This is a genomic window from Micromonospora sp. NPDC052213 (genome assembly GCF_040679695.1).
Lineage (GTDB): Bacteria > Actinomycetota > Actinomycetes > Mycobacteriales > Micromonosporaceae > Micromonospora.
Map to the genome: position 1 here is coordinate 1 of NZ_JBFAVI010000201.1, position 11,995 is coordinate 11,995.

The following is an 11,995-nucleotide window of genomic DNA, read 5'->3' on the forward strand; positions in this document are numbered from 1 at the left end:
CGGGGCTCCCCGGTCGTTGTGGACCGGGGAGCCCCGCAGGGCGGCTGCGTGGTCAGCCCTGGCGGCGGTTCCACGGGCCGGTGACGGCGTACGTGATGCCCGGGTTGTAGACGTTGAAGAACATGGTCCGGCCGTCGGCGGAGAACGTCGCGCCGGCGAACTCGCCGTACTCCGGGTCCCCGGCGGTGCCGACGTTGACCCGGTTACGTGCGAAGACGAACACCTCGCCGTCGGCGGTCGTACCAAGGATGTGCTGGTCCCCGATCCCGTCCTCGCACATCATCAGGCCCCCGTACGGCGACATGCAGATGTTGTCCGGGGCGTCGAACTCCGGGTTCTGCGGCGCCGGCGTCGGACGGGTGAAGATGGTCTCCAGGCGCAACGTGTTGGCTCGGGGGTCGTACCGCCAGACCTGGCCGTCGTGGTCGCGGGCCGAGCCCAGCTCACGCCGGGCGAACGACGAGACGAAGTAGGCGCAGCCGTCCTTCTCCCCCCACCAGGCGCCCTCGATCTTGTACCCACCGGTGATCGGCTTGCCGTAGTCCTGGGCACGGACCGACTCCGTCGTCGCCAGCGGGTCCGGCACGTCAAGCCACTCGACGCCGGAGAAGGAGGTGCCCGCCTCGGTCACCACCGACAGGTCCGGCAGGTCCGGGACGTGCAGAGCCTGCAGCAGGCCGCCTGCCCGCAGGCTCCCGTGACCGCCGAGCGGCCGGTTCGGCAGGAAGCGATAGAAGCTGCCCAGCGGCGCCACGAACGCGTCCTCGGTCTCGTAGACGATGCCGGTGTGCGGGTCGACCGCCACCGCCTCGTGCTGGAACCGGCCCATCGCGGTCAGCGGTGTCGGATCGGTGTTGCGGGCATCGTCGTACGGGTCGACCTCGAAGATGAACCCGTGGTCCTTCGTGTACCCGCGGACACCCGCCTTGTCCTCGGTCTCCTCACAGGTCAGCCAGGTGTGCCACGGCGTCCGGCCGCCGGAACAGTTGATGGCCGTGCCGCCCAGGCTGACGTGCTCGGAGACGGCGCGGTTCGACGCGTCGACGGCGAGCGTGCTGGTCCCGCCCCCGGCGGCCGGGTCGTACGTACGCTCCGGCGGAGCCACCACCTTGATCTTCGCGGTCGGGGAGCACTCATGGTTGCGCACCAGGCGAGTGCCACGCGCCTCGTCGGCGAAGGAACCCATACCGTCGAACCGGCTCGGCACGATACCACCGTCCGGCCGGACGGTGCCTTCGCGCGACAGCACCGTGTAGCGGAAGCCCACCGGCAGGTCGAGCATGCCCGCCGGGTCGGGCACGAGCGGACCGTACCCGACCTCCGGGCCGGACACCCCCAGCGCGGGTGCCGCGGTGAACAGGGCGTCGACCGAACCGGCCACGGCCACGGCGAGACCGGCTCCGGCCGAGCGGGACAGGAACTGACGGCGAGACAAAGACACGGACAAGCCTCCTAGACGTCACAGACCGTAGCGGGCCGGCCGATATCGATCCGATCCGCTCGATCAACTACGTCACATCCCGCCCCACCCGTCAAGATGTTGATCGATTTGATCCCCGTGAAAGATGACCGCCGACCCGGCTCAACCGGTCAAGATCTCGGAATCCAGGCGAACGGCAAGCGCCCAGCCCCGGCGCGGCGGCGGCCGGCGGACCAGATCCACCTCGTCGCCGCGTTGCGCTCCTGGCTCGGGACGAGGTCTCCGGTGAGACACGGCCTAGCATCGCCGGAATGTCGATCACTCCTCGGCGGTGCCGGATCCTGATGCTCGCGGCGGCGGCCGTGTTCCTCGCGGTCGCCCTCGTCATCCGCGCGACGGCCGGCGGCGGCCTCGAACAGCACTCCGGCACCGCCCTGTACGGGTCCATGGTCTGGGCCGGGGTGCTGTTCCTCCGGCCGCGCACGGCGCCGCTGTCGGCGGGCGCGGCGGCGGTCGCCTTCTGCTGGGCGGTCGAGGTGTCGCAGCTGACCGGCATCCCGGCGGCGCTGTCGGCGCGCAGCCTGGTGGCCCGGCTCGTGCTCGGCGTCCGGTTCGACCCGGTCGACCTCGCCTGGTACCCCGTCGGGGTGCTGCCGCTGGTGGCGCTGGCACAGCTCGTGCGCCACTCCCGCCGGCGGCGCGCGGACTGAACGGTCGGCGCCGATAAATCGGGGGCGCCGGGAGGCCCGCCCCGCCTATCGTGGCACGGTGCTGATCAGACGCGAGGCCCCCGCCGACATCGACGCCGTCCGGGCGGTGCACCTCGCCGCCTTCGCCGATCCCGACAAGCCGGACGCCGTACCGGTGGAGGCCGGGCTGGTGGACGCGCTGCGGGCGGACGCCGGGTGGCTGCCCGCCTTCTCCCTCGTCGCGACCGACGACGACGGGCAGGTCGTGGGGCACGTGGTGTGCACCCGGGGCCGGGTGGCCGGCGAGCCGGTCGCGCTGGGGCTGGGGCCGCTCGGCGTGCTGCCGGCCTGGCAGCGGCGCGGGGTCGGCTCCGCGCTGATGCACGCGGTGCTCGGCGCGGCCGACGCGCTCGACGAGCCGCTGGTGGTGCTCCTCGGCCACCCCGGCTACTACCCCCGCTTCGGGTTCGGCCCGGCCGTCGACCTCGGCGTCACCCCGCCGCAGCCGTGGGGGCCGCAGTACTTCATGGCGCGTCCGATGAGCGCCTGGCGGCCGTCGATCCGGGGCGAGTTCACCTACGCCCGCCCCTTCGACGACTTGTAGGCGGCCCCGACGGCCTTTGCCGCCTGTCGATCGTCGGGCATGATTGGCGGATGGGAGAGGTTCTACCGATGCCGAGCTTCGGTGACCTGTTCACCGATTTGCGCGGCAGCGACCGGACGATGCGGGTGAGCTGGCATCCCGAGCGGGGCGCCGTGGTGCTGTCCCTGTGGTCGGGCACGGTGTGCCGGGGCTCCTTCCGGCTGGCCGCCGCCGACCTGCCGAGGCTGCTGTCGCTGCTCACCGACATCACCGCCCCCGCCCCGGACGGGCCCGCGCAGGGCGCCGCACCGGCCCGCCCCCGTGCCGCCTCGGCCGTGGAGCAGACCGGCGAGATCGAGCGGCCCGCCTCCCGCAGCCTGCTCCCGATCGTCGCTGCCCCGCGCGTCGCCTGACAGCTCCGCACGCCTCCACGTCACTCGCCCCGTCGGTTGACGTGGTGGTCGGGTCTTCGCCGGTAGTGGGATTGGCGGGCGCGGGCTCGGGATGTTCGGCCTGGGCGGCGCCCGCCACTACGCGGGGCGGCCCTGCCGGGGTGGGACCGTCCGGTAGGTTTCGCAGGCCAGGTTGACGAGTTCGGTGAGGTGGGCGGGTGGGTCGTCCTTCCACCAGGCCAGCCAGACCGGTATCGGCTGGGCGTCGCGGACGGCGCGGTACGCCACCCCGGGCCGGGGGTTCTGGTTGGCGGTGGCCTCGGAGGTGATGCCGACCGCCTGGCCGGCGGCGATGAGGGTGAGCCACTCGTCGACGCCGTGGGTGGTGCGGATGGTCGCGGGTTCGGCGCCCGGCTGGAACAGGGCGGGTGTGGTGGTGCCGGTTCGACTGTCGATGGCGACGGGGTATCTGGCCAGGTCGGCGGTGCGTACCGATCGTCGCCGGGCCAGCGGGTTGTCGGTGGCCACGGCGGCGTAGCGGGTCTCCACGCCGAGCAGTGCGGTGTCGAAGCGGGGATCGGCCAGGTGCCGGCGGATCACGGCGACGTCGGCGGTGCCCTCGCTGAGCCCGGCGGTCGGGGTGTTGGACTGGACGAACACCAGCGGCACCTGGGGGTGGGCGGCGGCCCAGGTCTTCTGCAGTCGTCTGGTGTGTTTGCCCAGCGCCGCCCAGGCGTAGCCGACCCGCAGCTCGGTGCGGGATTCCTCGACGATCCGTCGCAGGTGGGCGACCTCGTCGAGCACCCGACGCGCGGCGGCGACGACGCGGGTGCCGGTGCCGGTGAGCGAGACGTGCCGGGTCGTTCGCTGGAGCAGGCGAGCGCCGAGCGTCGCCTCGAGAGCGCTGACGGAACGCGAGACCGCCGCTTGGGAGACCCCCAGGACAGCCGCCGCGTCGGTGAAGGTTCCGGCGTCGACCACCGCGACGAGCGTGCGGAGCTGACGCAGCTGCACATCCATACGCCGAGCGTATAACTCTGGCGGCTGGTGCATTTCTGGTATCGGTCGGAGCGGGTCGACACTGCCGTCATGACCGTGAAGACGGCAGGTGACGTTGCTGCTCAGGCCCCCCGCCAACCGACCGGCGACGGCCGTGGGCCGCTGCTGCGCGGGATCGTCACGATGACCGCAAGCGCGGCGAGCAGCCAGGTCGGGGCGGCCGTGGGGGCGCACGCGTTCGCCGCCCTCGGGCCCGCCGGGGTCGTCGCCGTGCGGCAGTTCGTCGCGGCGTCGGTGCTGCTGCCGGCCGTACGCCCGAACCTGCGTCGCTTCACCTGGGCCCAGTGGTGGCCGACCCTGCTGCTCGGGCTGGTCTTCGCCACGATGAACCTCAGCCTCTACACCGCGATCGACCGGATCGGGCTCGGCATGGCCGTCACCCTGGAGTTCCTCGGCCCGCTCGCCGTCGCCCTGGCCGGTTCCCGAACCCGGCTCGACCTGCTCTGCGCGGCGGGCGCCTGCGTCGGCGTGTACGTCCTGGTCCTACCGGGCCCGGCCAGCGACCACCTCGGAGTGGGGCTCGGCCTGCTCGCGGCGGCGTGCTGGGCGGCGTACATCCTGCTCAACCGGCTCGTTGGGGCCCGCCTGCCGGGGTTGCAGGCACCGGCGGCGGCGACCCTGGTGTCCGCGCTGCTCTACCTGCCGGTCGCGGCCACCCTGCTCGCGCAGGGACGACTGGCCGGCACCGCGATCCTCTACGCCGTCGGTGCGGGCATCCTCAGCTCGGTGGTGCCCTACGCCGCCGACCTGGTCGCGCTGCGTACCGTGCCGGCCCGCTTCTTCGGCGTGTTCATGAGCGTCCACCCGGTACTGGCCGCGCTCGCCGGCCTCGTCCTCCTCGGCCAGGTCCTGAAACCCCACGAGTGGCTCGGCATCGCCATCATCGTGACGGCCAACACCCTGGCCGTCCAGACCGCCGCGGCAGCCAGGGCACGGCACGGCGCGACGACTCGTGCCCGGACCGGTCGGGGGACCACGCCGCCAACCGCGACTGGACAGGCCGGTTGGCGTCGACCCGGGAAGGTGGGGGTGCTCCGCCGGCCCGGACATGCGGTCAGCCCGAGATACCGGCGGTCGGGATCCAGGCGCCCGTATCGAGGAACCGGCCAAGCCGTGCCGCCGGTGACGAATGGGACCGGGAGGCGAGCGCCAACGCTCGCGGAGTGAGGAGTCGCAAGGCGTACGGCGGGCGCGCCCCGCTCGGCCTCCCCGTCGCGGCGGTGACGGCCCGACGCTGTCCGGGCAGGTCAGCGCCGATGTCGACCCGCCCCGTGCGAACATGTGTTCGTGTCGCGCGAGGCCCGCATCCTGCACGCCGACCTGGACGCGTTCTACGCGTCGGTCGAGCAGCGCGACGACCCGCGCCTGCGGGGCCGGCCGGTGATCGTCGGCGGCGGCGTGGTCCTGGCGTGCAGCTACGAGGCGAAGGCCCGGGGCGTACGCAGCGCGATGGGCGGCCGGCAGGCCCGCCGGCTCTGCCCGGAGGCCGTCGTCGTGCCGCCGAGGATGGCGGCCTACACGGCGGCCAGCCGCGCCGTGTTCGAGATCTTCCGGCAGACCACCCCGGTCGTCGAGGGCCTCTCCATCGACGAGGCGTTCCTCGACGTCGGCGGCCTGCGGCGGTTGGTCGGGCCGCCCGCCGACATCGCCGCCCGGCTGCGCCGGGAGGTGCGCGCGCGGGTCGGCCTGCCGATCACCGTCGGCGTGGCCCGGACGAAGTTCCTCGCCAAGGTGGCCAGCGGCGTCGCGAAGCCCGACGGCCTGCTGGTCGTGCCGCCGGACGAGGAGCTGGCCTTCCTGCACCCGCTGCCGGTGGAGCGGCTGTGGGGTGTCGGGCCGGTGACCGCGGGGAAGCTGCGCGAGCGGGGCATCCGCACCGTCGGGCAGGTCGCCCGTCTCGGCGAGGCGACGCTGGTCTCGCTGCTCGGCGCGGGGGCCGGCCGGCACCTGCACGCCCTGGCACACAACCGCGACCCCCGGCCGGTACAGGTCGGCCGCCGGCGTGGGTCGATGGGCGCGCAGCACGCCCTGGGTCCCGTCCCGCACTCCCCCGCCGAGTTGGAGGCGATTCTCGCCGGCCTGGTCGACCGGGTGGCCCGGCGGATGCGGGCGGCGGCGCGGGCGGGGCGGACGGTGACGCTGCGGCTGCGGTTCGGCGACTACACCCGCGCGACCCGCTCGCACACGGTGGCCAAGGCGACCGCCGACACGACGCCGCTGCTCGGCGCGGCGCGGGCGCTGCTGCGGGTGGCGCTGCCGGAGATCGAGCGGCGCGGCGTGACGCTGATCGGCGTGTCGGTGGGCAACCTGGACGACTCCCCCGTTCAGCCGCCGCTGCCGTTCGACCGCGACCCGGGGGCGGACCTGGACGCGGCGGTGGACGCGGTGCGCGACCGGTTCGGGTCGGCGGCGCTCACCCGGGCGGCGCTGCTGGGCCGCGAGCGGGGGCTGGAGATGCCGCTGCTGCCGGACTGATCGAAGGCGGCGGAGCAAGCAGTGGTCCTGACGGTGGTTTCCGATGCCCGCCGTCGTCGTCTCGCGTCTGGCCGAGGCGAGGCGGCGACACCCGCAACCGGTCACCCGTTCATCGCCGTGACATGCGCTCCCGCCGCGGCGATCCCACCGCTCATCGCATGCGCATTGCGGCCGATGAATATCGATAGCTAGGCATAACCCACGCCGATCCGGCGGACCCGACCTACCCGACCTGCTGGAGGTCCGAGTCATGCCCCGTCCACCCCGTTCCCGGCGGACACGCGACACACGCCGTGCCGCGATCGCCGCCGTAGGGCTCCTCCTGTCCACCGTCGCAGTGGTGGTCGGGCAGCCGCCTGCCGCCGGCGCCGCACCCGATCCTGTCAGCTCCAGGCCGGTCGACGGCACCTCGTGCGCCGCCAACGTCGACGGCATGGCCGACTTCACTCCCGTCCTCGCGCTCGACCTGCCCGAACGGGCCAGCTGGTTGAACCAGACTCCGCCGTACGCCTTCGACCGCACCGCCGAGGTGGCCGCCGGCTTCGACCGGGTCGGATACTGCCTGGAGCTGGCTACTCCGGCGGGCCCGCAGTGGGTGTGGACGGCGATGGCGCCGTTCACCACCGACGCCGGCCGGCTCGGCCTGCCGACCCACGCCGGGGAGATCATCCGGCAGCGGGTCAGCGACCTGGAGGTCGCGTCGAACGTCCCGGGCGTCACCACCGGCACCGACCTGGCCGGTCACGTGGAGATGTGGCCCCACACCTACAGCAGCGGAGGGTCCCGCCAGATCGCCGGCGCCTCGCCGAGCGTCTACGACGCCGACGACACCGTCAACCCGTCCGGCGGGTACGGGTCGTTCCAGGTGCACCAGGTCGGCGCCACCCGCCCGTCGTCCGTGACGCCCCGCACGGTGCTCGCGGTCAACACCTTCACCTCCTCCGGGGCGCCACTCTCGCTCGGCATCGGCCCCGCGCCCAGCGGGCACCCGGACTGGACCTTCGCGGGGAACGCGGGCACCTTCACGCAGCGCCGGCTCACCGTGTACGCCCGGCCTTCCGTGCTCACCCTCGACCAGCACCCGCAGGACCGCCAGTTGTACCCACGGGACGCCTCGAACGCGGCAACGGTGCCCGTCTCCGGGACGGTCACCGATCCGCGGGTCAAGGCGGTGCAGCTGAGGGTGACGAGCGGCGAGGACGAGTGGACCTACCTCACGGCGGTCACCGACCGGCGCGACTTCTCCTTCAGCCCCCGCATCGACGCCGCGCTACGCGAGTACCGGTTCGAGCTGCGCGCGCTCGGCGCCGGCGTCACCCGCCGGGCCGGCCTGTGGGAGGGCGTCCTGGCCGGGGACGTCTACGTCATCCAGGGCCAGTCCAACGCCGTCTCCGCCGTGTACCGGGGTTCGTCCGCCGGCGAGGAGTCGCCGTTCATCCGCAGCTACGGCTCGCCCACCGCGGACCCGGTGCTGTCCGCGGCGGAACGCAGCTGGAACTACGCCGCCAGCGAGGTCACCAACCAGCCCGGTTCCGTCGGCCAGTGGGGCATTCGCATGGCCCGCCGGATCGTCGACACCTACGGCGTCCCGGTCGCCCTCGTCAACGGTGGCCACGGCGGCCGACCCATCTCGTTCTTCCAGCGCGACGACGCCGACCCCGACGCCATCGGCACCAACTACGGACGGCTGCGGCAACGACTCGTCGCCGCCGGAGTCCGGGCCGACGTGCGCGGTCTCCTCTGGTATCAGGGCGAGTCCGACAACGACAACGCCGCCGTCCACATCTCCGGGTTCACCGCGCTGCTCACCGACTGGCGCAGCGAGATCGGCACCCGCGCCGGCGACGGCGCCCGGTACTTCGTCTACCAGGTCCGCACCTCCCCCTGCGGCAACAGCACCACCGGAGCGCTGCGGGAGGCGCAGCGGCAGATGGGTGACACCCTCGGCGTCACCCTGCTGTCCACGAACGGCCTGTCCGGCCACGACGGATGCCACTACGCCTGGGAACAGGGCTACCGGGAGATGGGCGACCACACGTTCGCCGTGGTGGCCCGCGACCTGTATCACGGGCCGAGTGCCGGAGTGGCACCTCCCAACCCGCGCAGCGCGACCTTCTCCAACGCCGAGCGCACCGAGGTGACGGTGCAGCTGCGCAGCGACGACCCGCTGGTTGTCGATCCTGGTGCCGCGGCCGACTTCCGGGTCAACGGCAGCACGGCGACGGTCACCGGCGTCGAATACCGGGCGGGCGGTCGACTGGTGCTGAGGCTCTCCGCGCCGGCCGACGGGGCGACCGGGGTGAGTTACCTGAGCCACCTGCGCGCCGGCCCGTGGATCGTCAACGCGACGGGCAGTGGGCTGCTCACCTTCCACAACCTGCCGATCGCCTGACCGGTGGCCGGCAGGGCCGGAACGGCGCGGACCACCCGAGGTGGTTCGCGCCGTTCCAGCTCCACGGCAAGGGCCCGCCGGGCCGTCGGTACGGTCGGAGGTCCGTCAGCCGGCCGGCAGCACGGCGGTGCCCTGGCGGTAGTTCCTGCCGTTGCCGTCGGGGCGGTAGTTGTTCTCGACGTTGCCCGCCGAGTCCACCGAGAACCAGTGGACCGTGGTGCCCGCCGGGACGGTCAGCGTCTCCCCGCCCTCGCGGACGCCGGCGGAGCCGTAGAGGGTCGACGCGTACGTCGGGGCGGCCCGGTCAAGGGTGTAGAAGACGGCCGCCGGCTCGCTCGTGGAGAACGTCACGGTCACCATGCCCGGCGTCGAACTCGGCGCGACCGCCAGCGTGCTGCGCGGCCGGCTGTTGTCCTTGGCGAAGTCACGGGCCACCCGCATCAGCTCGACGAGGCCGTTGGCGAACTCCATGGTCTCGTCGTGCGCCTCGTCCCACTCCGGCTGGAACGAGGTGCCGACCTCGAAGTTCCAGGCGTAGATGCCGTACTTGTACCAGAGCATGTCCCCGGAGTTGCCGGCCGCCGAGTAGAGCACGTCGGAGATCGGGCCGGTGCGCGCCGGGGTGACCGCCATGTTGCGGTGCCGCTTGATGGCGGCCAGGATCCGCGACGACGCGCCCCAGAAAGCCGACTCCTCGGCCAGGGTCGGCCGCGGCGCGGAGACCCGGTCGGGCAGCGCGTACGCCCCCGGCGACCACATGAAGTAGTTGCCCGACGAGTGCAGGTTCATCGAGAACCTGATGTTCGGGCGGGCGGCCAGCCAGTCGACGTTGCGGTTCTCCGGCTCGGACAGCTCGCTCGGGCCGGCATAGGTGCCGCTGGTGCAGCTCGACGACGCGCCGGAGTAGCCGTCGAAGAGGCTGTACTCGGTGTAGTTGCGGTTGTTGTCCACGCCCCACGAGTTGCGGGCCAGGAAGTCGGCGGCCCCGGTCGACGGGCAGTGGTTGGTCATGTTCTTGCGCTGGGAGTTGAAGTCGTAGAACGAGTAGTGCCCGCCGTCGGGGTTGACCGACGGGGCGATCCAGATGTCGAGGTTGTCCAGCAGCTGCTTGGTCTGGCCGTCGTGGGCGTAGTTGCGCAGCAGCCGTTCGGCGGTCTCGACGGTGACCAGCGGCGGCACCCACTCGCGGGCGTGCTCCTGGGCGTAGGCGAGCACGCCGAGCTTCGAGCCGTCGCGGTGCTTGCCGATCCGGATCGCGTACACGGGGTGCGGGTCGCGGGAGACGCTGGCGGGCGCGCTGAGGCCGTCGCTGAGCGGGGTCCGAGGCGCCGGCGCGACCACGCCGGTGCCCGGGCTGCCCCGATAGGTGTACGCCCGCAGCAGCGCCCCGGCACCGGCGTTGAGCGCCGCGACGACCTGGGCGGCGGTGCTGGTCACCGCGCCCGCGCCGTCGGTGCCCAGGGTGACCCGTACCGCGGAGCCGGTGACGGTCACCGACAGCGGCGTGTTCGCCGCGCCCGGGTCGGCGAGCTCCACGGAGATGGCGTTGCCGCCCTCGTGGCCCCAGGCGAGGGAGTCCACCGCGACGCGGCTGGCGGTGGCGGCGCCGAGCACCGCCTGCGCGTGCCGCCGGTAGCCGTTGGTCTTGTAGGGCAGCTCCACGACCTCGGCGAGCCGTGGGAACTCGGCGGCCAGCTGGTGGATCCGCGCGTACAGCTCGGTGGGCGTCAGATAGCTGGTGACGAAGTCCTTCTGGTAGCCCGGGCCCTCGGGGCCGGTGCCCGGGGTGGGCAGCCACTCCCGCACCTGCGCGACGGCCACGTCACCGGTCGGGCTGGTGATCCGGATGCGGTCGGGGCGGCTGGTCACCGTGGCGGCGCCCCGGTGGTACAGGTAGACGCCGGCGTCGACGAACCGGGAGATGGTCTGCGTCCCGCCGGAGCCGAACTCGGTGCCGGGGCCGCTGTCCCGCTCGACGGTGAGGGGGGTCGCGGCCGTCTGGCCCTGCGCCCACTTCGCCTCGACGGAGAGGATCTGGCTGGTCCCGGAGGTGTACCAGTCCGCCCGGATGATCTTGACGTCGGAGGCGTCCGGGGCGGTCGGGTCGGCCGCGGCGGCGGCGAACTGCCGGTTCTCGGCCACGTGGCCGGCGATGGTCGCCTCGCGTTCCGCCACCCGCTCCCGGGCATCGGCGGGCCGGTGCAGCACCCTGCCGAGCGTGAAGCCGGCCCCGGTCAGCGCCGCCGCCTCGCCGGCCGTGACGACCGCGTGCGCGACGACGCCGTTCTCGGTGTGGGCGACGTGGTGGTCGAGGTCGACGCCGGTGGCGACGAGGGCGTCCAGCTGTGCGGTGCCGGCGAGCAGCACCTCGACGACGTTCGCCTCCTCGTCGCCGACCCGGACCAGGTCGACGGCGGGGGCGGCGGACGGCGCGGTGGCCGAGGCCGGGCTGACCAGCAGCACCACGGCCACGGCCCCGGCCAACACGGCGGGAAGGGGAAGGCGGCGTCGCCACCGGGGACCTAGGGGATCACGCATCTGTCGACCCTTCTGTTCGTCGGCACGGGTGACCGAACGAGATGGCCGAGGGGCCCGCCCGGGGTACGCGGCTCCGCCCCGTCGGTCGCGCGCCACGCCTGCGGCGCCACGACACGGTGGAAGGAAGGTGGTGGTGCTGTCCGGTTGCGGCGGACCGACGCTGGCCGCATCGCCGAGCTGCGGAAACGTCGTCGGGCTGATAGACGGGAGGCTGCTCCGGTGACGGTCGGTGGACTGCGCCAATCCTCAGTGCGCCCAAAGTGATCTGTCAATACTCCGGAAAGCCCCCGGGTTCGCCCCGGCGGTCGGGGGCACCACTGATCCCCGGGCACCTCCCCGCGTGCCCCGGCCCAGAACGGGCCCGGGGCCCCCGGTAACCCGGGAATTGCGGGTGGGACCGGACCCCCGTAAGCCCGGGGGGAACGCCCCCGCGCCCGGGCCGGGGCC

General features: G+C 73.3%; 9 protein-coding genes. 6 read left to right on the forward strand and 3 right to left on the reverse strand.

Annotated elements, in window-relative coordinates; translation table 11 throughout:
• Positions 1-52: 52 nt before the first annotated feature.
• Positions 53-1,441 (reverse strand): alkaline phosphatase PhoX, encoded by a 1,389-nt coding sequence (locus AB0L34_RS29960; protein ID WP_363708574.1) that lies wholly within the window; start codon positions 1,439-1,441, stop codon positions 53-55.
• Positions 1,442-1,731: 290 nt separating this feature from the next.
• Between AB0L34_RS29960 and AB0L34_RS29965 the strand changes: the two genes are divergently transcribed.
• Genes AB0L34_RS29965 through AB0L34_RS29975 form a run of 3 tightly spaced genes read left to right on the forward strand, consistent with a single transcriptional unit; the run spans position 1,732 to position 3,105 of the window.
• Positions 1,732-2,130, forward strand: coding sequence for a DUF2809 domain-containing protein (locus AB0L34_RS29965; RefSeq protein ID WP_363708576.1), 399 nt, complete (start codon positions 1,732-1,734; stop codon positions 2,128-2,130).
• A 58-nt stretch (positions 2,131-2,188) separates the two neighbouring features.
• On the forward strand, positions 2,189-2,713 hold the full coding sequence (locus AB0L34_RS29970; protein WP_363708578.1) for an N-acetyltransferase: 525 nt from the start codon (positions 2,189-2,191) through the stop codon (positions 2,711-2,713).
• A 50-nt stretch (positions 2,714-2,763) separates the two neighbouring features.
• Positions 2,764-3,105 (forward strand): hypothetical protein, encoded by a 342-nt coding sequence (locus AB0L34_RS29975; RefSeq protein WP_363708580.1) that lies wholly within the window; start codon positions 2,764-2,766, stop codon positions 3,103-3,105.
• A gap of 117 nt (positions 3,106-3,222) precedes the next feature.
• Here AB0L34_RS29975 and AB0L34_RS29980 read toward each other — a convergent pair whose 3' ends face one another.
• The gene (locus AB0L34_RS29980; RefSeq protein ID WP_363708582.1) at positions 3,223-4,104 is read right to left on the reverse strand and encodes a LysR family transcriptional regulator; all 882 of its coding nucleotides are present in this window, start codon (positions 4,102-4,104) and stop codon (positions 3,223-3,225) included.
• Positions 4,105-4,173: 69 nt separating this feature from the next.
• Between AB0L34_RS29980 and AB0L34_RS29985 the strand changes: the two genes are divergently transcribed.
• The 3 genes from AB0L34_RS29985 (at position 4,174) to AB0L34_RS29995 (ending at position 9,010) form a co-directional block, all read left to right on the forward strand.
• Positions 4,174-5,310 (forward strand): EamA family transporter, encoded by a 1,137-nt coding sequence (locus AB0L34_RS29985; RefSeq protein ID WP_363708584.1) that lies wholly within the window; start codon positions 4,174-4,176, stop codon positions 5,308-5,310.
• A gap of 120 nt (positions 5,311-5,430) precedes the next feature.
• Positions 5,431-6,618, forward strand: coding sequence for a DNA polymerase IV (gene dinB, locus AB0L34_RS29990; protein ID WP_363708586.1), 1,188 nt, complete (start codon positions 5,431-5,433; stop codon positions 6,616-6,618).
• Positions 6,619-6,958: 340 nt separating this feature from the next.
• Positions 6,959-9,010 carry a sialate O-acetylesterase gene (locus AB0L34_RS29995; RefSeq protein WP_363708589.1) on the forward strand — a complete coding sequence of 684 codons (2,052 nt, stop codon included), beginning with the start codon at positions 6,959-6,961 and terminating at the stop codon, positions 9,008-9,010.
• Between the two features lie 105 nt (positions 9,011-9,115).
• Here the strand turns inward: AB0L34_RS29995 and AB0L34_RS30000 are convergent, their stop codons facing one another.
• Positions 9,116-11,548 carry a M14 family metallopeptidase gene (locus AB0L34_RS30000; RefSeq protein WP_363708591.1) on the reverse strand — a complete coding sequence of 811 codons (2,433 nt, stop codon included), beginning with the start codon at positions 11,546-11,548 and terminating at the stop codon, positions 9,116-9,118.
• Positions 11,549-11,995 lie beyond the last annotated feature (447 nt).

Excerpts from the sequence above, each read along its gene's own strand:
- AB0L34_RS29965 (WP_363708576.1), top strand. The coding sequence starts at position 1,732 with ATGTCGATCACTCCTCGGCGGTGCCGGATCCTGATGCTCGCGGCGGCG.
- AB0L34_RS29975 (WP_363708580.1), top strand. The coding sequence starts at position 2,764 with ATGGGAGAGGTTCTACCGATGCCGAGCTTCGGTGACCTGTTCACCGAT.
- AB0L34_RS29980 (WP_363708582.1), bottom strand. The coding sequence starts at position 4,104 with ATGGATGTGCAGCTGCGTCAGCTCCGCACGCTCGTCGCGGTGGTCGAC.
- AB0L34_RS29985 (WP_363708584.1), top strand. The coding sequence starts at position 4,174 with ATGACCGTGAAGACGGCAGGTGACGTTGCTGCTCAGGCCCCCCGCCAA.
- AB0L34_RS30000 (WP_363708591.1), bottom strand. The coding sequence starts at position 11,548 with ATGCGTGATCCCCTAGGTCCCCGGTGGCGACGCCGCCTTCCCCTTCCC.